We start from the raw sequence: 25,037 nt of genomic DNA, 5'->3' as shown, positions 1-25,037 counted from the left end.
CAAATGTTACTGATAAAAGTTGACTAAAACAGTATAATTTGAACTGTAATAAAAAACAAGCGAAAATATCAAAAACGAATATAAATAATACAAGATAAATGGAGGAATTTATAATGAGTATGTTTTGTTATCAATGTCAAGAAGCAGCAGGGTGTAAAGGATGTACTGTAAGTGGAGTTTGTGGGAAGACACCAGATTTAGCAAGGTCACAAGATTTATTAATATATATATTAAAAGGAATATCAGTTTACAGTGTTAAAGGAAGAGAAGTAGGTGTTATTAATAAAGAAGTAAATAAATTTATAGTTGAGAGTTTATTTGCAACTATAACTAATGCTAACTTTGATAGAAATGTTTTCACAGAAAGAATTAAAAGAGGGTTAGAGTTAAGAGAAGAATTAAAAAATCAAATAAATAAAGCAGGAGTTAATTTAGGAAAATCTAAGACAGAAGAAACTTGGTTAAATAAAATGCTTTCATTTGTAGGATTTAAAAAAGAAGAAGAAATTAAACTTCCAGATGCAGCAACTTGGTTTGCTGATAATGCTGAATCATTTAGTGCAAAAGCAGAAACAGTTGGAGTACTATCAACTAAAGATGAAGATTTAAGATCATTAAGAGAACTTATAATATATGGTCTTAAAGGATTAGCTGCATATGTTAAGCATGCTAACCACTTAGGACATGACAATGATGAAATACATGGATTTATACAAAAAGCATTAGCAGCAACATTAGATGACACTCTAACAGTTGATGATTATGTAGCTTTAACTTTAGAAACTGGTAAATTTGGGGTAGATGGTATGGCATTATTAGATAAAGCTAATACTGATAGCTATGGACACCCTGAAATAACTAAGGTAAACATTGGAGTTAGAAAAAATCCAGGTATATTAATAAGTGGACATGACTTAAGAGATTTAGAGCAGTTATTAAAGCAAACAGAAGGAACTGGAGTAGACGTTTATACACACAGTGAAATGCTTCCAGCTCATTACTATCCAGCTTTCAAGAAATACTCTCACTTTGCAGGAAACTATGGAAATGCATGGTGGAAGCAGACAGAAGAATTTGAGAAATTCAATGGGCCAATATTAATGACAACAAACTGTTTAGTACCACCTGAAAAGTCATATAAAGCTAGAGTATATACAACAGGTGAAGTAGGATTTGAAGGTGTTAAACACATTGAAGTTAATAAAATAGGAGAAAAAGATTTTTCAGATTTAATCAAACATGCTAAGAAATGTAAGTCTCCTACTGAAATTGAAAAAGGTGAAATTATTGGTGGATTTGCTCATAATCAAGTATTTGCATTAGCAGATAAAGTTGTAGATGCTGTGAAGAGTGGAGCAATAAGAAGATTCTTTGTAATGGCGGGTTGTGATGGACGAGCTAAGAGCAGAAACTACTACACTGATTTTGCAAAGGCACTTCCAACCGATACAGTAATTTTAACAGCAGGTTGTGCTAAATATAAATATAACAAATTAGATTTAGGTGATATCGGTGGAATTCCAAGAGTATTAGATGCAGGTCAATGTAATGACTCATACTCATTAGTTTTAATAGCTTTAAAACTAAAAGAAGTATTTGGATTAGATGATGTAAATGAGCTACCTATATCATACAATATAGCTTGGTATGAGCAAAAGGCTGTTATAGTATTACTTTCATTATTACACCTTGGAGTTAAGAATATTCACTTAGGACCAACTCTTCCGGCATTCTTATCACCAAATGTAGTTAATGTTTTAGTAGAAAACTTCGGAATTGGTGGAATAACTAATGTAGAAGATGATATGAAAATGTTTTTACAATAATCAATCAAAAGAACATTCAGGTGAGGTCAGTACTCCATCTTAGCAAGTATTTTCATTGGAAAATACTAAAACCCCCAGGGGCAATGTCATAAAGCTAAGCTTGGATAAATTAGAAAATCGAATAATTAATATTCAAAAATAAGATTTCAAAGGAAATTCCTCTATAATCAATACTTCATTATTAAGTATTGACAGAGGAATTTTTTTATGGCTAAATTCAATAATTTAAAAGAAGGAATAAAAATTGCTTTGCTTCCTGGAGTGGAGGTAAAGATTCATGTCTTGCATTATATTATAAAGTAAAATTTAGTTACCAGTTCAACTTTTAATTTTTTTCAGACTTTGGAAATGAGACAGATATTGAAAATCGACCATTGAGATAGTAAGCATCAATTTTACCATCTAATTGTTTAACAATTTCTTTGGCTATTGACAATCCTAACCCTGTAGTTTTTTTATTTCTAGATTTATCTTTTGTATAAAAGCGATGAAAAATATAATTTAGATCATCTTTTGTCATGGGTTCACTAAGATTTGAAAAAGTGAATGTATAACAATTGGTTTCCTGTATTTCAAAACGAAAATCTCCATTTCCGTGTGTAATTGCATTAAAAAGAATATTTGAAAATATTCTTTTTAAGCCTTGTTCATCCCCTTTGATTATGCAAGGTGTATTCGGAAAAATAACAGTTGGCTCTTGTCCCTTCTTAAAGAAATCATCATAATACATGGCAAGGATATCTATAAAGATACTCTTAGCATCTATTGGAATACATTCATAAACAATTTCTCCAGATTCAATGCGTACATACTCAAATAATTGCTCAAGTAAGTTTTTAACTGTATTTTGTCGTTCCAGCACAATTGCTAAGTACTCTTGTCTTTCTTCTTCTGTAACATCTGATTGTAGCATTTGAACATATCCACCAGCAGTTGTCAAAGGCGTTCTTAAATCATGGGATATATTGGTTATACTATCTCTAAAGTTTTTATTTAGTCTTTTAATCTGTATACTAGAGAGTCTAGTATCATTTAGCTGATTGTTTAGCGTATTTACCAAACTTGTGATATCCTTTTGTCTTGCTAATACTGTTAATAATTGATTTGTATCTTTTATATTTATAATTTCCTCTAATTGATTTGTAATATGTTTGATATTCATACGATAGTACATATGGTAAAAAATAAATATTATCAAAACAAGTAACAATATCAAAGTAGCTATTATCCAAAAATTTTCCATTCTTTTCAATCCCTTATTTAAATTAATCTATATTCCTTATTGAAAATAATAAGCTAGATAAAATAATTGTAATTACCCCAAACACTAAAAATACTATTGAGCATTTAATAACATCTTCTGGACTTGAAGTAAAATCAAGTATAACACTACGCATATTTGAAAGAGAATATTTTATAAAAATATCATTCTTTGTTAGTAGATGAAGCAAGTATGCAAAAATATCCTTACTCATTATAACTAAGAAAGAAATCGCAGTTGCAACTACTTCGTTTTTAAATAGGTAAGATATAAAAGTACCAATCCCTGCAATTGCCCAAAACATACAAAGTATTCCTATATTCATACGAAGAAATGCAATTAAATCAACATCTCCTAATTGGTTAAACATTGTGCCTGATATTAAATTTAAAACACCGAATATTAATAAAATTAATGTGATAACAAAATACATAGCAATATATCTACCAAACAACAATTTCCATCTAGATATTCCACGACAAGCCATTTGACGTACAGTACCATTTGTATATTCAGCAGTAATTAAAGACGTTACAAATGTAATAATAATATAGTAAATAACATCTGCTGTATAAGAACCATTGTAATTAGAAATTCCTGTTAATAACTGTTGTGATTCTTCAATATAATAAATGTTAAATCCCAGTGATACTGTAAACATAAATAAAAGAATAGATGAAATAACAATAAAAATTTTACTTCTAAGTATTTTATAAAATTCACTAAAAACAATATTTATCATTATTGGTCGCCTCCCATCTTTTTTATGAAATATGCTTCTATATCATCACCCTCTAAACCAATGTGAGATACTAAAACACCATTTTCAACTAACTCTTTGTTAATTTCATCGGGTTTGTCCAAATAATCATAAATGTGTATTCTTCCTTCATTGAATACTTTATAATCAGTGATTTTTATATTATTTTTTATAATGTATGTTGCCTTATCTGTATCATTAACTCCTAATGAAATATACCTTTTACAGCGTGTTTCTAAATCTTTTGATGCAAATTGATCAATTAAATTCCCGTCCTTAATTATTCCATATTTTGTTGTAACTTTAGCAAGTTCACCTAAAATATGAGAAGAAATTAGAATAGTAATATCTCTTTCAGAATTAAGTTTTAAAAGTAATTCTCTAATTTCTATGATACCAGAAGGGTCTAATCCATTAATAGGCTCGTCCAAGATAAGAAAATCTGGATTTCCTATTAAAGAAATAGCAATTGATAGTCGTTGTTTCATACCAAGTGAAAAATTCTTAGTTTTCTTTTTGCCTGTATTTTCAAGGCCAACTAAATTAAGTAGTCCATCAATATTACTGTACTCTGAGATACCAAGTAACTTATTATAATAAATAAGATTTTGTTTAGCTGTCATTGAAGGATAAAGAGCTGGTTGTTCAATAACGCACCCAATTCTTTTCCTATTTTCATCTAAATTATTACTTTCAAAAAGTTTGACCTCTCCATGACTTGAATAAATCAAGCCACATATTATTTTCATAAGTGTAGTTTTACCTGCACCATTTTTACCGATTAAACCGTAAATATCACCTTTTTCAATGTTTATATTTACATTGTTTAAAGCTATTTGGTTTTTGTATTGTTTAGTTAAATTACTAGTCTGTAATACATAACTCATATTTTTTTACCTCTTACTTTCTATAAGACATCTTCAAAAAATAAATAAGTCAATCTCCTAGGCTATTTTGAGTGATACGTCGTCAGCAGAACCCTTAGATAGTTCTACTATCTGTGGAACCTGCTTCCTTGTCTAACTCAAAATATCCTTCGCATCTTTGACTTATTATTTATTTTCAGATGCCTAAATTAATTCTATATTTAAATCATAAATGAAAGATATCAAAATAGAATTTAGAAATTATCAAGAAAGTATCAAGTTTATAAATTAATTATCTTGCATTTTATATCCGATTCCCCAAACTGTTTTTATATATTTATCTCCATCATTTAATTTATTGCGTAGATTACTGACATGTACTGTAACAGCTCTTTCATCAACAATATATTCTTCAGACCATATGCTCTCAAATATGTTTTGTTTGGTAAACACCTTTTTAGGGCTAGTAATTAATAATTCTAATATAGAATATTCCTTTACTGTAAGCTCTATAGGTTTATCATTAATAGATACATTATGATTTTCACTATCTAAAATTAAATCTTTAAACTTAAAGACTTTAGTATTATTATTTGTTGAATCTTTATTTACCCTTCTTAATACTGCACCTATTCTTACGATTAATTCTTCATTACTAAATGGCTTCGTAATATAATCATCTGCACCACCTTGAATTAATTCAATTTTAGTATTTAAATTATCTTTTGCCGATACACATATAATAGGAGTTTCAAATTCTTCATTAATCTTTATTAATACTTCTTCACCGCTTAATCCTGGTAACATTAAGTCTAATAAAATTAAATCAAATGATTCTCTTTTTAACAACAATATAGCCTCTGTACCAGAAAATGCAGATTCTACTTCATAGTGATTTTTTGTTAATAAAGTTTGTAACATCTTGTTAATCTCAGGGTCATCTTCTACAATTAATATCTTAATCATTCATATACTCCTTATTTAATCTTATACATAAAGTTAACATTTATCGCTTAGATTTATTCTTCTACGTATACTTTATCATACTGTACGTTACTATTGTATTTTTGTTTTGTATCATCCCATTGTTTGATGATTATGAAGACGTATTTGTATCTAATATTAAATTATTTAAAGAACAAGATATAAATTAAGGATTTGAGTTACTCATTGATAAAAGATATTGAAGAGTATGGTGCAGATGCCTGTGGGGAAAATGGTGAATATCATACAGTGGTCTATGATGGCCCAATTTTTAAAAAGCCAGTTGATTTAAAATATGGAAATGAGATAATACCCGCTGGTGATAAGTGGGCTCAAATTGAAGTAAGTATATAGCATCAGCCTTTAATATAAGGCAAAAAGTTCACACTTACTTGACAAAATTGTAATAATTTTATAATATTTTACATAGTGAATTAAAATATTATAAAATTTGTTAACAATATGTTATTCCATAGATAAAGGCAAATCTATCGAAAGGTAGAGACGCAAAGCCACGGGCCTAAGGTTTACTAAACTATGGCAGCCAGGTTACCTAGATTATATAGTTTCATGTTTTTGCTAAATAAACTCACTGCATTAATAAGAGCAACCTATATCTATGGATTTGTTTGGAGGTGTATAGTACAGTTTCGAAAAAATGATATCTATAGATATTTTTGATTAATCTTTATTAATGAAAAGGGGAGTAAAGGATGAGAAAGAGATTTAGTAGAACCATTCTAGTTTTGCTTTTAGTTCAATTGATATTTGCAATGAATTTATCAAGGGAAGTTAAGGCAGCAGAAGATGATAATTCATCGGTGCCAGAATTCATGGATGTAAGAAAAGAGACTTTGGGATTTGCATATCAGTATAAAGATAAGACTATTGTTAATAACGCAGTTATTTTTGATAACAATATAAAATTTTTTGTTGAAGAAAATGGGGAAAAGCACATTATATCTGAGGATTTTGACCTTATAAGACACCTAAGATTTATAGGAATATATAATGAAAATGCTTATGTAATTTCAGAACAGAATCAACAAAAGTCTATATATAAGGTAGACTTGAATACATACAAAATGGAATTTGTAAAACCAGTTCCAACTTATGGAGATGGAAATGCATACATAACAAATTATACAATAGACTCAAATGGAGTATTTTGGTTTGAGGCAAAAGAAAACAATGTTCCAATCTATTCTCAAACAGGCATAATTACAGATTATAATACGAAATATATAATATACAATGATAATGGATTTTCACATGAAACTCTAAGGCTACAGGATAGTAATACAACCTATGACAGTTATGGACAACTTGAAAAGGGATTGGACGCAAGTTTGTGGTTTAGTAAATCATTCAAACTGGGTTCAGATAATAAAATTTATAGAATTTCAAAAGATAATAATATTAAAGAATATTCAATAAACACCAATGATCTAATAGAATGTGTATACCCTGGAGCAGATAATACATTATTTGTAGCAACTAGAGAGTTTGTAAAAACAGAAAGTGAATATCAACTAGGAAAGTCAACTATTAAGAAATATAAAATTAATAATGATGCCCTTGAACTAGTTAAAGAATTTGATTTTACAGGAGACTATTTTCACTCATCATTTGATTCTAATAGAAGTCTATGGATAAATGAGAGTGGTGTCATATCCAAATTGGAAGATAACGGATTTGTAAAAAAGTATATTGTTAATGATAGTATGAAGGCTCTTAAGGTTTATGACGATAAGCATCTTGTTGTATATGGTATCGTAGGAATTGGCTATACACCAATATCTATAGAAGAATTAAGTGAAAAACCAACAGATAATACTAATACTGAGACAAATAGTAATACTAACGATGGTAAAAACAATAATACCAACGATGGTACAAATAGTAATACCAATACAAATAATAATAATACTGGGACAAGTAGTAATACTAATGTAAATAAAGATACTAATACAAGTAATGACACTAACATTGATATAAATAGTAATCCTGTGCAACAAACTTCTGATTTGGAAAAATTCACTACAGTTATTAATAACAACGAGGAACCTTTGCCGACATTAAATTCAGACTCAATACTAAAGGACTCTGTGAAAGAAATAGTACCAACTTCATCTAATGATATACAAGATGTAGATACGAAAGATACTATAGATGAAGTAAATGATACAATTTCTGAGACAGATTCAACAATAAACTTTACTAGTATAATCTTTATAGCATTAGGGGTTATATTAATTAGTGCAGTAGGCTTCTGGTTGAAGAAAAATAAATAATTAATTATAAATGGGAGGAAAAGTTTATGAAAAAGAGAATTTTAGCATTACTTCTTGTAACTACAATGACAATTACAATGGTAGGATGCGGTTCAAAGAGTTCAGAAGATGGAGTTAAGGATGAAAAGAAAACAGAAAGTAACGGAGGAGAGATTTCTTCGGAAAAAAATCTGTTTGATGTAGAAGTAACATTGCCAGCAGCCTTTTTTGAAGGTAATGACATGTCCACTGTTGAGACAGAAGCAAAAGCAAAAGGTGTACATGAAGTGAAAGTCAATGAAGATGGTTCTGTAACATATATTATGGACAAGAAAACTCATAAAGAGTTATTGGCAAGCATGAAACAAGCAATTGATGAAGGTATTAAGGAGACTTTAGCAGATAAAGAAAATTATCCTTCTTTTACAGATATAACATATAATGATGATTTAACAGAATTTAATATTATGGTTGATAAAGCATCTTATGGAGGACTTCAATCTTTTGCAGCAATAGTATTTTATATGTCCGGAAATATGTATCAAGCTATGAATGGGCAATCTGTTGATACAGCAAAAACCATAGTAAACTTTAAAGACAAAGATACTCATGAAGTCATTGAAAGCGGTGATTCTTCAGCTTTGAGTGAAGCAGGACAATAAATAATAAAACAAACTCCAATCTACATATCCATAGATTGGAGTTTGTTTTATCTATTCCCTATAACATATTGCTTTATATCCACCACATCTTTTTTCACATCTTCTACTATGCTTAATTTATCTGTTATTTTTCCTATTATCTCTTGATAATTTTTTTCTCGTTCTTCTTGTTTTTCATCTCTTTTTTCTTGAGTTCTTAGTATATAGAACAGTAGTGATATACTCAGTACTGCCCATATACCTTGGGACATAGCTATTTTCATTACTTCACTTTCCATTTACTTGCCTCCTCGTAATTTAATTTAGATGGTTTTTAAGTCCTACATGTTAAATAAAATACCCTTCAATAACATATATGCATTTGACTTTATTAACGTAAAAACAAAGTGAACTTAGTTGGTTTTAAAGACTTATAAGTAAATAGCCATGAATTACGGAGATTCCATTCCGGTTTCATTGAAAATATAATCATAGTGAGGTCTAAGTGCTACAGCTACAAGGATGTTTACATACACATTAACTTTTTCTGTGGTAAAATCATAGATAAGAAAGGGGGAGGGGTAGAAGTAGAAAAACAGTATACATTTGTAGTATAATATTTAAATGGATATAAGCTTATTTGAATATTTTTTAGTGGAGGTATTTTATGGATAAAAAAAGGATTGAATGGATTGATATATTAAAGGGTATTGGCATAATTTTAGTTGTTATTGGACATGCGAATTTTAAATTTGCAGGGTCTACAGGAACAATGTTCATACAAAAATATATTTATTCATTCCATATGCCTCTGTTTTTTTTCTTATCAGGGTATTTATTCGTAAAGGAAAAACATCCCAACTTTAAAAAGTTTATTAAAACAAAAATAAAAACATTGCTAATACCATATTTCTTTTTTTCTATATTATCAGTATTAGTCAAGTTTAATGGATTTAAGACTATTATAGTTCAGATATTATATTTAGGAAATAAGGTTGTGTGGAATGAGCCTTTGTGGTTTCTTGTATGTTTATTTGTTGTAGAAATAATATTTTATTTCATTTCTCAAGTTAAAAGTAAAGCTAAAACACTATTTATTTTATTGATTTTTGGAATTGTAGGATATAGCCTTTATTTTATAAAAGACTATGTTGTGTTACCTTGGAGTATTGGTGTTTCATTTACGGCAATAGTATTTTATGGATTTGGTAATTTGATTAGAGGTACTGATATTGGTAGTAAAATTACATCACCAAATAGGAGAATACTCATTATTTGTTTTGCTACTAATCTTGTAATTGGTGGGATTCTAAATAGTATTGCTAGTATGTACGAAACTACATATGGTAAAATCTTTTATTTTTATATAGCAGCTTTTACTGGAGTAATTGCTTATATACAAATAGCTCAATATATAAAAAAGAATAATAAGATAACAAAGGTGCTTGAGTATTTTGGGAAAAATTCTATAGTAGTACTATGTACACATTATCTTGTTTTTTTTGTTATTAGAAAGATAGATATGTTAAATCCCATTTTAAAAAATTATATACATATAAAAGGTTATATATATGCTACTATTACATTGTTAATTTCTATACCTGTAATTTTTACAATTAATCGATTTTTCCCATGGGTTTTGGGAAAGAAAAAAGAGAAAAGCTATCTTTAGATTATTAATTTACTCTTTAAATGATATAAGTATTATTTTTATTCTTTTAGAAAGAAATTTTAGTAAAGGGTTACTTCTTTATCCCATCCAATATAAAAATAAGTAACCCTAAAATGTTTTAGGGTTACTTAAAAGGTGGGATTAATTTTTTTTAGAATCTAATATAAACTTTAATAAATCACTTACGCTTTCTTTATCATTAGTATCATTATAGAAGTGTAAAAGCTTAAATACTGGCGTTATGCTAGCATCAACAATATTTAATGAGATAAGCTCAAGAAGTTCATTTTTGAAACTATTTATTTCGGATAAGTTTTCTTCTTTTATAAGTATATCCAATAGCTGAGTTAGTGATTTAACTAGTATAACTACATTTCTATGATGTTTAGCAACCTTTATGGATTTTTTATAATATTCAATGGACAGGTCTATATTATTAATTAAATTATTAGACAGACCTATCTGGTTATAAACATTTGGGCAATGGAAGCTGTCCTCTACTTCACTGTAATTATTCATTAGATAAATCAGCTTATCGATATAAACTCTTATATTCTTCGTATCCTTTAACACAGTGTAAATATCGAGTATATTACCTGTAATTAATATGATATTCTCAGTGTCATTATAATCTAAAGAGCTAAGGATATATTCATTTAACTTAAAGGCATCACTATAAAATTTTTTATATCTAAGGCAGTTTACTTTTAATACATTGAGTTTAAAAATCTTTTCTTTAGGTAGGCTTTTAAAGGTTTTTTCAATGTGTTCAAGTTCAATTAAGGCTTTATCATATTCTTCAAGATGCACATAAGCTAAGATGTTGTTATGAAGTACTTTATATTTTAAATCTTCAGGTATAGTGTCGTTGTATACCAGAGCTAAATTATTAAAATCTATAGCTTCCTTATACTTACTTAGGTGGATACATACATTTCCTAATTTTTGAAGAAGTTTAAATAGTCTAATATCATTAAATAATCTGTTGTGGTTTTCAAAAGCTTTTATATAATACATATAACTTTTGTTGTACTTCTTTTGTTTCCTCAGTATATCCCCTAGCTTTTCATATATAATCATTTTCTTTTCAGGAACATCATATTTGATTAAAAACATTTCTATTTCTTCGATATCTTTAGTAAAATCCTTTGAAATATTATCTTCATTTATGGATAAAAAATCTATATACTGGCTAGCGATTTTATTTGTTTGAGAGTTTATGTCTTCTAGTAAGTATTCTGCATTCAAACTAAAGTCTATGCCTCTTTCTTTGCATATCCCATTTATGTTATCTGCAATTATATGTGCCACAGTTGGTGTAAGGTTGGATCTATCATTTTCAATTATGCTTATAAGCTCGCGGGTTATGTCGTCTCCTGCAATTTCCTTTTGGTTAATTTTCAGCTCTTTTCTAATCCTTCGAATTTTTTGGCCTGGTGATAAAATTTCCATATTATTAATCTCCTTGTTAGTGCTTAATGTTAAAAAACTTTATGTATCAAGTTATTCTTATATTCAGATGGAGCCTACTTAAGAGGAATACAAAACTACAGCTGAATGTTAGAAGAACTTATCTAGGGTCGTGCCCGCTGTTATCCCAGATTAAAAAAAGATGGAGTGTTACAGCGGCTAGACATCAGATAAACAAAATCAAAATATGCTTTTATATATTAATACTGTATTAATATAATTATTATACCATTCAAAATAGTGAAAGTAAAATAAAAGCTTTACAATAAATCCATAATATGGTATATTTTAAATGTAAAATAAAAATATTACATAAACATTGTGAGTTTACATTTTAATATTTAGTGTTTATGAAAAAAGGAGAAATTTAAAATGAGAAAAAAAATAATATCTTTATCAATGGCGGTAGCATTATGCCTATCATTAGGTTTATATTCAATGAATAAAGTTTTTGAAGGTGAGAATGGACTTAAATTACTAGCTATAAATTCTAATATTGAGTGTGTAAGAATTGTAGAGCCGGGAACAACGCTGCCGGAATAAAAAAATAGCCTTTCAATTAAAAATATAAAATCAAATTAATTATACGTAGCTAAAGAGCTATTAAAATGCTAAATCCAATATTGACTTAACCATTACTGCGTGGATGAAGTCACAATAAAAATATCTTATGAAATGTTATAAAAAGTAAAAATAGTAGTTTACATACAAAATTTACTATGATACAATTTATACGTAAACAAAAACACATCACATTATATTTTAATTAATTCATAATAATAAGATTGTTTAAACGTTTTTCAAATAGGGGGGAGGTGATTTCAAGTGAAAATATTAATGAATGGATTTTCAAACAATGCTGGAACTTATGGTTCACAATGTTCTTGTGATTGTAACTGTAATTGTCAATGTGTTGGGGATAATTTTTGGAACGGAATGATTGATGAGGCTCATTGTGCTCTTAAGCATGGTTATGATTATTCAGGGGTGTGTTCAAGGTATACGCCACAATAGTAATTACAAGATTTACAGAGAATAGAAGAAGATTTAACAATTCTTCTTCTATTGTTTAAATGTGATATTTATATGGATGAACATAATGTAATTATTTTAATATGGTTATATATATTCTGGTATTATAAAGTAAAACTGTCTGAGTGGTAAATTAATATATTGAATGCTGTAATTGGAAGGAAGTAGATAATATGAAATATAAAAAATCTTACTATAATATAGAATATGATAATAAAATTGATGGGAACGCATTAATATTTAATGCAGTTTCAGGTGCATTAGGGTTAATGGATGAAAATGATTATTCAACATATTGTGGAATAGAAGAATTGGAATATGATGATTGCGAGGAAAATGAAAATATTAAAGATATGTACAAAAATGGATATATCTTAAAAGAAGATATTGATGAAATAAAAAAAATTGAATTAGAACACAGACTTTTAAGATATAGTGTAAATGGTGCTTTACATATTACTATTGCACCTACAATGCGTTGCAATATGCAATGCCCGTATTGTTATGAACATAAAGAGAATAAAGATATGTCGCTGAGAGTTGAAAATGATTTGATAGAATATATAGAAAATTATTTATCTAAAAATAAAAAGATTAATACTTTGAGTGTAGCATGGTATGGTGGAGAACCATTACTAATGAAGGAGACAATTGTAAGAATTTCAGAGCGATTCATAGAATACTGTAAGAAAAACAATGTTACTTATACATCTAATATAGTAAGTAATGGAGTTTTATTAGATTTTGATACTGCTGTTACGTTAAAAGAAAAGTGTTTAGTAAGTCGTGCTCAAATTACTTTAGATGGAATCGAAGAAACAAATAATAAAACTAGAGTTCTAAAAAGTAGAGAAAATAGCTTTGAAATTATAACTAAAAATATAGAATCCATTAGAGATATTATAAAAGTATCTATAAGAATGAACGTATCAAAAGAAAATATTCAGGAGTGCGATAAACTTATTAATTATGTTAAAGATAAGAATTGGAATGAAAATGTGAATTTATATTTTGCACCAGTAATTGCTTATAATAATTCAAATAGCGAAACTAAAAATAGTTGTTTTGAAATAGAAGAGTTCAACAAAGAATGGTCAACGTTAGAAAATCATTTGGTTTCTGAGAATTTTAAAGGTAATATAACATATCCAGAAAATTTCTTTGGATGTTCAGCGTTAGGAGTGCATAGTTTAGTAATTGATCCAGAAGGTAACTTTTCAAAATGTTGGCATAGAATAAATTTACCACAGCATTTTATTGGTAATATTTACGATGGTATAGAGTTTAACAAAGAACATACGGATTGGTTAATGATGGATACTCCGGAAAAATGCAACAAGTGCAAAGTATTCCCTATATGTAGGGGGGGCTGCCCTGAGAAAAGAATAGAAGATAATATGCCTAATTGTGACTACAGTGAAGACGAAATAAAAGAAACAATATATAATTATTATAATAACATGAATATAAATAAGTATGTATAAGTTTGTTATTCAATATTTTAAAAAGCATATTGTGAAAGTAATAATGCTGGTGATTTTAAGTTTAATTATAAGCTCTATAAATATAATAAATCCATATATAATTAGTAAATATATGGATTTATTAATTTCAAATTCACAAAATTTAAATATTTCTAAATTTATTTTTATAGTAATTATTATATATTCTTTAGATATGGGAGTGAAATATATTAAAAATATTATTATGATTTCACTTTGTAATAAAACATCCTTTGATATGATATATAATATATTTGAACATATTAAACGAATACCTATTGAAAATTTAAGGAATATGGATATGGTATACTTAAATCAGAGAATTAGCACGGATACTAATGAAGTTATTATGTTTGTATTAGATAATATTTTAAATATAGTTTTAAATGCAATTTCAATAATTATAGTTTGCATTTATATTTTAAATATAAATTTAAAAGTGGGCTTGATATTATTTTCAACGATACCAATGTATTTTGCAATTTATTTTTGTAATAAGAATAAATTATTTTTATATAATAAAGAGGTTAAGGAAGCTCAAAGTATATACTTTTCACAACTAACTGATCAACTCAAAAATATAAGAATGATAAAACTAAATTCTTGTTTTAAATTTTTCTCGGAATTAATGAAGAATAGTTTTAATGAGTTTTATAAAATAAATTTCAAGTATTCGATATGTAATTCTAACTTTAATATTTTGGGTACTGTAATATCTAATATATCTAATTTACTTTTGTTTATATTAGGGTTTTATCAGATTATACAAGGGAATATGACGGTCGGAGGATTTTTGGCTATTAATAATTTATTTCCGCTATTAGTAGGAAAAATAGATTATTTTTTTAGCTTAGGGTCAAGTTATCAGAAGGCAAGTTCATCATTCTACAGAATTCGTGAAATATTAGTTTTAGATGAAGAATTAAATGGATTTAAAAATATTAAGAAAATAGAATTAATTGAATGTAAAAATGTTAGCTATAGTTTTGGTGAAAAAGTTATCATAAAAAATTTTAACAATAAATTCAAAAAAGGAAATATATATAAATTATGCGGTGAAAATGGTAAGGGTAAAACTACACTTATAAATATAATTTGCGGAATATATCAAAAATATAACGGAGAAATTTTTTACAATGAATTAAATACTAAAGAATTAAACATGTATAATGTTAGAAAACTATATATATCAGTTAGTGAGCAAGAGCCAGAATTACTTTCAGACACGATATTGAATAATATTGTTCTTGGAGATAAGAATGTAACCGAACAATGTATTTTTAAATATATGGATATTTTCAATGTAGATCACTCTAAGCTTGAATATATTGTAAGTAAGGATAATATTAATCTTTCTGGAGGAGAAAAGCAAAAGATTTCGATAATTAAGTGTTTATGCAAAAATAGTGATTTTATTATTTTTGATGAGCCTACATCTGCACTAGATACACAAAGTAGTAATATTTTGAAATCATTGTTAGTTGAGTTGAAAAAAGATAAAATTATTATTTTAATAGCGCATGGAGAATTTGGTTGTGATATAGCTGATGAACAGATTATAATATAATTTCTTAAAATTACTCAAAAATAGTATTTATACTTTATATTATTATAATGTAGGAGATGATTAAGTGAGACGGGTAAAAATTATAATTATACCGGTAATAATATTAATTGTAGGTTTGGGTTTGGTAGTTTATTTTAAGACTACTAATGAAAATAAATATGTCCTTAAAAACACGAGGGAATTAAATCTACAAAATTATGAGGATTCATCGGAATTAAGCTTTATAAAAAAAGATATAGAAAATAAAAAAATAGTTATGACATCTGAGGTTCATGGGGCAAATGAAAATGTGGATTTACGATATAAGTTTATAAACTACCTAATAGATAATTGGGATTTGAAATATATATTTTTAGAGATAGGATATGTAGAAGGGCAATTAACAAATAACTATATTCAAAGTGGTAATGAAAAATATTTAGATTGTTTAATAGAGGCATCGAATGTATATAAAAGTAATGAAGCGTATATATCTTTATTGAAACGACTTAATGAGAAAAATAAAAATTTGCCTGATGATAAAAAAATTCAGATAATAGGTGTAGAGTGTATTGAAGAAAGTGATACTGTTGCAAATTATATAAGCTGTATAATTAATGAAAATCCTAATTTAGATCAAGATAAAGTAACTGAATTAACTAATTTTGCAGATGAAATAAAAAAGTATTTATTACTAGATTCATTTGGTATAAATGAGGATAATGCACCTGAAAAAATAGTTAAAATTGTGGAGAAATTGGAAGGTCATATAAATGGGAATTATGATAGCTATGAAGCATCGTTAGGAGAAGAATTATTTGATTTAAAGTTTATATTAAATAATATAAAAAATTCTCAAAGTTTTAATAAAACATCATCCTACAAAACTGATTCAGATAAAGAATTTTATGAAGCTAGAGATAAATATACTTATAACAATTTTAAAACATTGAAAAAACATTTCAATGTAGATAAAGCTTATTTTCATTATGGAATAAAACACGTGTATCAAAAGCCTTTTAATGATGTGAAATTCTTAGGTGCTTACATGAATGAAGATGAGGAATTAAAAAACGATATTTACAGTGTTAACTTGTTATATGGAAATGGAGTTATTAATCATAGAAATGAAGGGAATATTCAATATTCAAGTTTAGGTAATGAAATGAAAGCAGTATTAAAAAATACTAACTTTGAGAATAAGGATATAATTATAGACTTAAATAATCGTAGAAGCCCATTTAAAAATAGTCTTACCCCAACTTGTTTCCAATTAACAGATACAAGTCCTGAAGTTGAAGAAAAATTTAATGGGAATGTTGGTGTAACCACAGATTATTTCCAGGCTGTAATTATAATTAATAAACCTACTCCACTTAAAGTTATAAAGGCAGGGGAATAAAAACTTCTACTATTAATGATAATCTTATTGAAGAAAATTTTTCTAGTCAATTAAATTACAATATAAAAAAGTTACAATAATATAAAGGAGTTAGAATTATGAAAAAGTATATATTAAAGCACAAGATGAGTTTTTTTACTACAACAGTTCTTATTACCTTATATGCCGCTTTTAATGTAGCTGTAGCATGGATGCTTCAATATGTAGTAGATGCAGCTATGGGCAGTTCACTGGAGCTTTTCTTTAGGAGTGTAATGTGGTTTGGAGCTTATATTATTTTAGCTTTCCTTGTTGAAATATTTCTAAAGGTTTCTAAGGCTACATATATTAAGAAGACAGTGGCTTTTATGAGAAAAGATCTAATGAATGGTGTATTAAATCAGGATATAGCTACTTTTACTAAGAATAATAGTGCAAAATATATATCCGTTTTAAATAATGATATTTCAGTAATAGAGCAGGATTATATATTAAGTATATTCAACATTATAAATAATATAGTTACATTTACATTAGCGTTTATATCGCTTTTATATATAAATGTTTATATTACGCTAGTTATTATAGTTATAAGTTTATTTGCATTTACAATACCGCAATTATTTTCTAAGAATCTATCTAATAAAAAACTTAAGTATTCAATGTCATTAGAGAAGTTTACTATAAAGATCAAGGATTTATTACTAGGGTTTGAGGTAATAAAGAACTTTAACATTGAAAATAGGGCAGAGAATGAGTTTATAGGTGTTAATAATGAACTAGAATTAACAAAAAAGAAATTTTCCATATATAGCGGGTTTGTAGATTCTTTTGCAGAATTGTTAGGAACAGTTATGTTTATGGCACCTATTTTAATTGGAGGATATCTAGTTATTACTGGTAAAGTAACCGTAGGTATTTTAATAGCTCTAATTCAACTTATGAATAATTTATCGGGACCACTAATTGCAAGTATCCAACATATTAATAAATTAAAATCTTCTAAAGAGATAGTAAAAAAAGTAAATGATTTAGTATATCATAATAATATAGAAGAATCTCAAATCTTAGAAAAAGTAAAAATATTTAGTAACTCTATAAAATTTAACGATGTTGTATTTAGTTATGATGAAAATAAGTTGGCATTAAATAAATTAAACATAGAATTTGAAAAGGGTAAAAAGTATGCGATTGTAGGAGAAAGTGGTAGTGGGAAATCCACAATCATTAGGCTTTTACAAAAATACTATAACAACTTCCAAGGAAATATAACTTTAGATAATGTTAATTTAAAAAATATTGGAACTGAAAACTTATATAATCTAACTTCAATAATTCATCAGAATGTCTTTATGTTTTCAGGCACAATAAAGGATAATATAACACTTTATAATGATTACAGTGATGAAGAAGTAATGGAAGTTGTAAAGACAGCTGGGCTTTATAAATTAGTAAGTAGCCTTCCGAAAGGTATTTATGAAGATGTAGGAGAGAATGGGAATAGGTTATCAGGTGGAGAAAAGCAGAGAGTATCTATATCAAGAGCACTAATTAAAAATTCCTCTATATTACTTTTAGATGAATCTACATCAGCGTTGGATAATAAAACTTCCTTTGAAATAGAGAAAGCTATTTTATCAATTAAGGATCTTACAGCTATAGTTATTACTCATAAATTAACACCAGAAGTATTAGAAAGTTATGATAAAATTTATGTTTTAAAAAATGGAAGATTAATAGAAGAGGGGAACTTTAACACTTTAGTAAACAATAAAGGATATTTCTATAGCATGTATACCTTAAGTGATAGCTTTGATGATGATAAATCAAAAAGTGAATCCGAATATCTGGATAGTGCTATTTAAGTTCTACATGTTAAATGAAATTGGATAAATCAGGCAGCTTTAGATTATTAATTCTTGACATATAATAATTAATAATCTAAAATCTAAGTGATAATATAATTATAAATTATGCACAATGAAGTGTATTAATAAGCAATGATGCTCCATGGGAAGTAATTCCTGTGGGGCTTTTTATTTTATTTCGTTGAAAGGAGAATATTAATGGAAAGTTTCAATGTTAAAACCCAGATATATTTTGGGGACGGTTCATTAAAAAGGTTAAGTGAGCTTAATTGCCATAAGGCATTTATAGTTACAGACCCTTTTATGGTAGAGTCTGGTGCTATAAATAAAATTACTGATGAGGTTTCAAAGGGAAATGTTCAGTATCAAGTATTTTCAGACATTGTACCAGATCCACCAATTGAAGTTGTTGTAAAAGGTATAGAGGTTATGATGAAATTCGATCCAGATGTAGTTATAGCTTTAGGTGGAGGTTCTGCTATTGATGCAGCAAAGGCTATAGGTTCTTTTAGTTCTAAGGTGCAAGCGGCTGCAGGTTGTGGCGTGAATAATAAGAAGATTAAATTTATAGCTATACCTACAACTAGTGGTACTGGTTCAGAGGTAACAAGTTTTGCTGTGATTACAGATAAAACCAAGAATATAAAATATCCTTTAATATCAGATGAACTACTACCTAATGAAGTTATATTAGATGCAGATCTTGTTGTAACTGTGCCAAACTTTATAACAGGAGATACAGGGATGGATGTACTAACTCATGCTATAGAAGCCTATGTTTCTACTAAGGCATCAGATTATACCGATGCTTTAGCAGAGAAAGCTATAAAACTGGTTTTTGAAAATTTAGTTAGTGCATATAAGAATGGTAATGATATAGAGGCAAGAAAGAAAATGCATAATGCTTCTTGTATAGCGGGGATAGCTTTTAATAATGCATCTTTAGGATTAAATCATGGAATGGCACATATTGTTGGTGGAAAATTTCATGTGTCTCATGGAAGAACTAATGCTATATTACTGCCATATGTAATAGAATATAATGCAGATTTAAAAGATTTTAATTCAAGCAATTATACAGATACCGCTAAAAAATATTCAGAAATAGCTAAGGTATTAGGATTGCCAGCGTCAAATACTAGACAAGGTGTGAAAAGTCTAATAGTAGCTATAAATAAGCTTTTAAAAGAATTAAATATGCCAACATCACTAAAAGAGACAGGTATAAAGCCAGAGGATTTTAAAAAGGAAGTTATTGAAATGGCTAAAATAGCTATGAAGGATAGATGTACTGAAACAAATCCTCGAGTACCTGAGCAGGGGGAAATAATAACTCTATTTGAAAAAGCCTTTTATAAGAATTCTTAATATTTAAAATGTTTGCCTTATATTGAATTTTCATATTGACAAGTTAAAGCAAAGAGTATAAAATTTAAACATAGATGCACAATGGCGTGCAAGTTTTAAAGAGAGCAATGAGGCTTCTTAAAAATATAATTATATTTTTAAGGAGCTATATTTTTACAAAAAATAAAAAAAATAAGAGATTTGTGGTGATACTATGGAAGACAAACAAAGAGTAATACAGGAATATGTTCCTGGAAAACAGGTTACCTTAGCTCATTTAATTGCAAATCCTAACAAAGATCTATATAAGAAACTTGGACTTACATCAGAGCATAAGGATGCCATAGGAATACTTACAATAACCCCTAGCGAGGCTTCTATTATAGCTGCAGATGTGGCAACAAAGTCAGCGGATGTATCTATTGGTTTTGTAGACAGATTTAGTGGCTCAGTTGTTATAGTTGGGGATGTAGGTAGTGTAGAGGCCGCACTTAATGAAGTTATAAAGCTTCTTACTAATGTACTTGATTTTTCTGAATGTAAGATAACTAGATCTTAGAGGTGTAATATGAAAATGTTAATGTTAATTGGAAAAACAGGTTGTGGTAAAACTACTTTGACTCAAGCTTTAAATGAAGAAGATATACATTATAAAAAAACTCAGACAGTTGAAATTATTGATGGAATAATAGATACTCCTGGTGAATATATTGAAAACAGAGCTTATTATAAAGCGCTTATAGTTACTTCTGTGGATAGTGATATAATAGCTATGGTTCAAGATTGTACTGAAGAAGATAGTATTTTTCCACCAAGTTTTGCTAGTATATTTGCAAAGCCGGTTATTGGAATTATTACAAAAACTGATTTATGCTGTGATGAAGATAAGTTAAAAGCAGCAGAAGAAGTTCTTTTAAGTGCAGGAGTAGAAAGAATTTTCAAAGTGAGTGCTTTGGACAAAGTTGGTACAGAAAATTTAAAAGATTATCTTATAAATTAAGCTTTTTAATAATCTATTTTTATTTTACGGGGTGAAGTTATGGATAAAAGAATAGTAATAGCCGATGATGAGCCTATTACAAGGATGGATTTAAGTGAAATATTAGAAGCGGCAGGATACGATGTTGTAGGTGAAGCTTCAGATGGATTTGATGCAGTAGAATTATGTAGAAAACATTCACCAGATTTAGTGCTTATGGATATAAAGATGCCTCTTCTTGATGGTTTAAATGCAGCTAAAATAATTCAAAATGAAAATTTAGCTAGTGGCATAGTATTGCTCACTGCTTATAGTGGGAAAGAGTTTGTAGAAAAAGCTACGAAAATTGGAGCTATAGGATACATAGTTAAACCTATAGACGAAAAATCGATTATTCCAACTTTAGAGGTGGCTATATCAAAAAGCGCAGAAATAAAAAAAATGAAAATGGATATTCAAAATGCTTGTGGTAAGCTAGAAGAAAGAAAAATCATTGAAAAAGCTAAAGGCTTATTAATGAAGATAGATAAAATTACTGAACAAGATGCTTATGACCATGTTAGAACACTTAGTATGAATAAAAGATGTTCAATGGGGGATATAGCTAAGGCTATAATAATGAGTTATGAATAGTAAAAATATATATGAATTATGTAGAATGTACACCAATTTAGATGAAGATGATATTTTAAAAATAGAACAAATGTCATTTTGTATTAAATCTTTAGCGGATGTTGTAAATGCTGATGTTTTTATAGACTGTCCAACTAGAGAAGCTGATGAAGCTATAGTAGTAGCTGAGGCAAAACCTGTTAATAGGCCTTCCATGTATCAAAATAGTGTAGTAGGTGAACTAGCCTTAAGAGATAATGAACCTGCTGTACTTAGAACACTGGATCTTGGTATAGTAACCAAAGACTTGAAGGCTGTAACTCAAGAACATATAAATGTACGACAAACGGTGTCACCTATAGAAAACAATGGTAAAGTTATAGGGGTTCTAATAGTAGAGAAGGACATAACAGAAAAAATGAATCAAAATAAACATATGGAGATGTTAGCAGAGGGCTATGAGCAGTTAGCTAATACTTTAGTATCTTTGACGGAAAATGAAAATAGCATAACAGATCACTTAGATGAAGCGGTTATTATCTTTGATGAAAACGGTGTAGTCAGATTTAAAAATCCTACAGCTGATTTGTTATACAAAAAGCTTGGTTACAAAGAAGATCTAATAGGTATGGATTATGATAATTTAGCTTTAGACAATACTAATTTTACGGAGGTAATGAGTTCCCCTAAGTGTGACGAATGTGAAGTTCATTTGGGAAAATTATTTTTTAAAGTTAAGAGAGTAATATTAACTGATAAAAATTTGAAACTTGTTATTATGATTAGGGACATAACAATTATGAAAGAAAAAGAGAAGGAATTAATTTTAAAATCTGTAGCTATTAAAGAAATTCATCATAGAGTAAAAAATAATTTGCAGACTATAGCAAGTTTGCTTAGACTTCAAGCAAGAAGAAGTGATAGCCAGCAGACTAAAGATGCATTAAATGAAAGTATGAATAGAATTTTAAGTATAGCAGCTACCCATGAGATATTATCTCAGGAAGGTTTGGATGAAGTAAGCATACAAGAAGTTATTACTAATATTAAAAATAATGCTATAAGATATTTTAATGTAGCTAACAAAAATGTTGAAGTCAATGTAATTGGAGATAATTTCAAAGTAAGTTCTGATAAAGCCACCTCAATAGCACTTGTAGTAAATGAATTACTTCAGAATTCTATGCAATATGCTTTTATGGATAAGGCTTCTGGAAACATAGACTTGATAATTGAAAAAAGCAAAATTTATTCTACCATTACAGTAGTTGACAATGGCATAGGCTTTGATGTCAATAATGTAAGAAAAAATAGCTTAGGAATTAGCATAGTTAATAGTATAGTTAAAGATAAGCTAAATGGAAATATTAATATAGCTTCAAGTTCAGAAGGAACTAAGGTGCTATTTGATTTTAAGAATTAGTAAGGTTTAGATGTTTTATAAATTAATATGGATAGTATGAACACAATGGCGTGTTTTTAAGAGAAGCAATGGAGCTTAAAGTTATTTTTAAATGACTTTGAGCTTTTTTTGTACCCTAAATTGTGTTTGTAAACATTTGAAAAGAGGAATTAGTATGAGAGAAGAAATTCTAAGTGTTGGTATAGATATTGGTACTTCCACAACACAGCTTGTATTTAGCAAGATAACTATAGAAAATTTAGCATCAAGTTTCTCTATACCAAGAATATCTATTGTGGATAAAGAGATTATATATAGAAGTGAAATATGCTTTACTCCACTTAAATCTCAAAGAGAGATAGATGGTGAAGCGGTTAGAGAAATAGTAGAGAGAGAGTATCATAAAGCGGGAATAGCTCCTTCAGATGTTAAAACTGGAGCTGTTATAATAACTGGCGAAACTGCCAGAAAGCAAAATGCTAATGATGTTCTACAAAAATTAAGTGGACTTGCAGGAGATTTTGTTGTGGCTACTGCAGGACCGGATTTAGAATCTATAATCTCAGCAAAGGGGGCTGGAGCAGATAAGATCTCAGAGGACGAAGACGCTACTGTAGTTAACTTGGATATTGGTGGAGGTACTACTAATATAGCAGTTTTCAAAGAGGGAAAACTTGTAGATACAGGTTGTTTAGATATCGGTGGAAGACTTATTAAAATTGATAAGTCATCTGGTAAAGTTCTATATATTGCTGAGAAGATAAAGGAAATAGCAAAGTTAAAGAATGTTTCACTAGAAGAGGGGAAGAAGCCTTCCTTGGAGGCTTTAAATATTATAGTCGATGAAATGGTTAAACTTTTAGAGGAAAGTGTGAATATAAGAGAAAAGGGTAGCTTCTATGAAAGAATATTGACCAATAAGGGAATTAAGAATGATATAGCAATAGACTATATCACATTCTCTGGAGGAGTTGCTGATTATGTTTATAATCTTGATACTGATGAAATGTTTAAGTATGGAGATATAGGTATATTACTCGGACAGGCTATTAATAAGTCGAATTTATGTACTAAACTTAAGGTTAAAAAATCTATAGAAACTATAAGGGCTACAGTGGTGGGAGCTGGTTCTCATACCACAGATATTAGCGGGAGTACAATAACATATACAGAAGATAAGTTTCCTATTAAAAATCTTCCAATATTAAAACTTTCACAGGATGATGAAAATTCAGGCTATGAAAATATGGTTAAGGTTATAAAGGAAAAACTTAAGTGGTTTACATTGGAAAATGAGCTTCAACCTGTGGCTATAGCCATAAAAGGAAAGTTAAATCCTAGCTTTACAGAAATACAAAAACTTGGAGAAGCTTTGATTGAAGGTATGGAAGACATTTTAAAAGAGGATTTTCCCACTATTTTAGTAGTGGAAAATGATATAGCCAAAGTATTAGGCCAAACTTTATATAGGCAGCTGGACTTCAGAAAGGAAGTTGTTTGCATTGACACTATAAAGGTTGAAAACGGTGATTACATAGACATTGGTAAACCTCTAGCAAATGGTAGAGTAGTACCGGTAATCATTAAAACACTAATATTTAATTCATAAAAAATA

General features: G+C 28.3%; 23 protein-coding genes and 1 riboswitch. Of the genes, 17 read left to right on the top strand and 6 right to left on the bottom strand.

Annotated features, from left to right (window positions below; genetic code table 11):
• Positions 1 to 113 precede the first annotated feature (113 nt).
• Complete coding sequence (gene hcp, locus RSD37_RS06980) at positions 114 to 1,826, top strand: hydroxylamine reductase (RefSeq protein ID WP_346945994.1); 1,713 nt, start codon at positions 114 to 116, stop codon at positions 1,824 to 1,826.
• A gap of 325 nt (positions 1,827 to 2,151) precedes the next feature.
• On the opposite strand, the gene RSD37_RS06975 is transcribed toward hcp, so the two are convergent.
• The 4 genes from RSD37_RS06975 to RSD37_RS06960 form a co-directional block, all read right to left on the bottom strand.
• Positions 2,152 to 3,069, bottom strand: coding sequence for a HAMP domain-containing sensor histidine kinase (locus RSD37_RS06975; RefSeq protein ID WP_346945993.1), 918 nt, complete (start codon positions 3,067 to 3,069; stop codon positions 2,152 to 2,154).
• Between the two features lie 22 nt (positions 3,070 to 3,091).
• Positions 3,092 to 3,829 carry an ABC transporter permease gene (locus tag RSD37_RS06970; RefSeq protein WP_346945992.1) on the bottom strand — a complete coding sequence of 246 codons (738 nt, stop codon included), beginning with the start codon at positions 3,827 to 3,829 and terminating at the stop codon, positions 3,092 to 3,094.
• Positions 3,829 to 4,734: an ATP-binding cassette domain-containing protein gene (locus RSD37_RS06965; RefSeq protein WP_346945991.1), complete on the bottom strand. Its 906-nt coding sequence runs from the start codon at positions 4,732 to 4,734 to the stop codon at positions 3,829 to 3,831. The genes RSD37_RS06970 and RSD37_RS06965 overlap by 1 nt, the downstream gene beginning before the upstream one ends.
• 267 nt (positions 4,735 to 5,001) lie before the next feature.
• Positions 5,002 to 5,679, bottom strand: coding sequence for a response regulator transcription factor (locus tag RSD37_RS06960; protein ID WP_346945990.1), 678 nt, complete (start codon positions 5,677 to 5,679; stop codon positions 5,002 to 5,004).
• A gap of 192 nt (positions 5,680 to 5,871) precedes the next feature.
• Between RSD37_RS06960 and RSD37_RS06955 the strand changes: the two genes are divergently transcribed.
• From RSD37_RS06955 to RSD37_RS06945, 3 genes are all read left to right on the top strand, one after another.
• A complete protein-coding gene (locus tag RSD37_RS06955) occupies positions 5,872 to 6,051 on the top strand; it encodes a hypothetical protein (protein WP_346945989.1) in 180 nt (59 codons plus the stop codon).
• Positions 6,052 to 6,168: 117 nt separating this feature from the next.
• A riboswitch (cyclic di-GMP riboswitch) is annotated at positions 6,169 to 6,254 on the top strand.
• A 156-nt stretch (positions 6,255 to 6,410) separates the two neighbouring features.
• Positions 6,411 to 7,991, top strand: coding sequence for a hypothetical protein (locus tag RSD37_RS06950; protein WP_346945988.1), 1,581 nt, complete (start codon positions 6,411 to 6,413; stop codon positions 7,989 to 7,991).
• A 26-nt stretch (positions 7,992 to 8,017) separates the two neighbouring features.
• Complete coding sequence (locus RSD37_RS06945; protein ID WP_346945987.1) at positions 8,018 to 8,632, top strand: hypothetical protein; 615 nt, start codon at positions 8,018 to 8,020, stop codon at positions 8,630 to 8,632.
• A 47-nt stretch (positions 8,633 to 8,679) separates the two neighbouring features.
• Here RSD37_RS06945 and RSD37_RS06940 read toward each other — a convergent pair whose 3' ends face one another.
• Positions 8,680 to 8,910: a BhlA/UviB family holin-like peptide gene (locus RSD37_RS06940; RefSeq protein WP_346945986.1), complete on the bottom strand. Its 231-nt coding sequence runs from the start codon at positions 8,908 to 8,910 to the stop codon at positions 8,680 to 8,682.
• A 368-nt stretch (positions 8,911 to 9,278) separates the two neighbouring features.
• Here RSD37_RS06940 and RSD37_RS06935 point away from each other — a divergent pair, with 368 nt between their 5' ends.
• Positions 9,279 to 10,283: an acyltransferase family protein gene (locus RSD37_RS06935; protein ID WP_346945985.1), complete on the top strand. Its 1,005-nt coding sequence runs from the start codon at positions 9,279 to 9,281 to the stop codon at positions 10,281 to 10,283.
• A 141-nt stretch (positions 10,284 to 10,424) separates the two neighbouring features.
• Here the strand turns inward: RSD37_RS06935 and RSD37_RS06930 are convergent, their stop codons facing one another.
• Positions 10,425 to 11,735, bottom strand: coding sequence for a helix-turn-helix transcriptional regulator (locus RSD37_RS06930; RefSeq protein ID WP_346945984.1), 1,311 nt, complete (start codon positions 11,733 to 11,735; stop codon positions 10,425 to 10,427).
• Positions 11,736 to 12,125: 390 nt separating this feature from the next.
• Between RSD37_RS06930 and RSD37_RS06925 the strand changes: the two genes are divergently transcribed.
• From RSD37_RS06925 to eutA, 12 genes are all read left to right on the top strand, one after another.
• Complete coding sequence (locus tag RSD37_RS06925) at positions 12,126 to 12,296, top strand: hypothetical protein (protein ID WP_346945983.1); 171 nt, start codon at positions 12,126 to 12,128, stop codon at positions 12,294 to 12,296.
• 282 nt (positions 12,297 to 12,578) lie between these two features.
• Positions 12,579 to 12,767, top strand: a complete 189-nt coding sequence (locus RSD37_RS06920) for a hypothetical protein (RefSeq protein ID WP_346945982.1) — start codon at positions 12,579 to 12,581, stop codon at positions 12,765 to 12,767.
• Positions 12,768 to 12,958: 191 nt separating this feature from the next.
• The gene (locus RSD37_RS06915) at positions 12,959 to 14,269 is read left to right on the top strand and encodes a radical SAM protein (protein WP_346945981.1); all 1,311 of its coding nucleotides are present in this window, start codon (positions 12,959 to 12,961) and stop codon (positions 14,267 to 14,269) included.
• Complete coding sequence (locus RSD37_RS06910) at positions 14,262 to 15,854, top strand: ABC transporter ATP-binding protein (protein WP_346945980.1); 1,593 nt, start codon at positions 14,262 to 14,264, stop codon at positions 15,852 to 15,854. The genes RSD37_RS06915 and RSD37_RS06910 overlap by 8 nt, the downstream gene beginning before the upstream one ends.
• Before the next feature lie 64 nt (positions 15,855 to 15,918).
• Positions 15,919 to 17,235 carry a hypothetical protein gene (locus RSD37_RS06905; RefSeq protein ID WP_346945979.1) on the top strand — a complete coding sequence of 439 codons (1,317 nt, stop codon included), beginning with the start codon at positions 15,919 to 15,921 and terminating at the stop codon, positions 17,233 to 17,235.
• Positions 17,236 to 17,333: 98 nt separating this feature from the next.
• Complete coding sequence (locus tag RSD37_RS06900) at positions 17,334 to 19,079, top strand: ABC transporter ATP-binding protein (protein ID WP_346945978.1); 1,746 nt, start codon at positions 17,334 to 17,336, stop codon at positions 19,077 to 19,079.
• A 201-nt stretch (positions 19,080 to 19,280) separates the two neighbouring features.
• Positions 19,281 to 20,450, top strand: a complete 1,170-nt coding sequence (locus RSD37_RS06895) for a 1-propanol dehydrogenase PduQ (RefSeq protein ID WP_346945977.1) — start codon at positions 19,281 to 19,283, stop codon at positions 20,448 to 20,450.
• A 193-nt stretch (positions 20,451 to 20,643) separates the two neighbouring features.
• Complete coding sequence (locus RSD37_RS06890; protein ID WP_346945976.1) at positions 20,644 to 20,988, top strand: BMC domain-containing protein; 345 nt, start codon at positions 20,644 to 20,646, stop codon at positions 20,986 to 20,988.
• 9 nt (positions 20,989 to 20,997) lie between these two features.
• Entirely contained in the window at positions 20,998 to 21,429 is a 432-nt protein-coding gene (locus RSD37_RS06885; protein WP_346945975.1) for a EutP/PduV family microcompartment system protein, read from the top strand.
• A 39-nt stretch (positions 21,430 to 21,468) separates the two neighbouring features.
• Positions 21,469 to 22,041, top strand: coding sequence for a response regulator (locus tag RSD37_RS06880; protein ID WP_346945974.1), 573 nt, complete (start codon positions 21,469 to 21,471; stop codon positions 22,039 to 22,041).
• The gene (locus RSD37_RS06875) at positions 22,034 to 23,443 is read left to right on the top strand and encodes a histidine kinase N-terminal domain-containing protein (RefSeq protein WP_346945973.1); all 1,410 of its coding nucleotides are present in this window, start codon (positions 22,034 to 22,036) and stop codon (positions 23,441 to 23,443) included. The genes RSD37_RS06880 and RSD37_RS06875 overlap by 8 nt, the downstream gene beginning before the upstream one ends.
• Before the next feature lie 154 nt (positions 23,444 to 23,597).
• Positions 23,598 to 25,031, top strand: coding sequence for an ethanolamine ammonia-lyase reactivating factor EutA (gene eutA, locus RSD37_RS06870; RefSeq protein ID WP_346945972.1), 1,434 nt, complete (start codon positions 23,598 to 23,600; stop codon positions 25,029 to 25,031).
• Positions 25,032 to 25,037: the final 6 nt, after the last annotated feature.

Source organism: Clostridium sp. (assembly GCF_036646415.1).
In the GTDB taxonomy this organism is placed as follows: Bacteria; Bacillota; Clostridia; order Clostridiales; family Clostridiaceae; genus Clostridium_J.
Note: the sequence above shows the minus strand (reverse complement) of the source record. Positions and strands in the feature narration are given on the sequence as shown.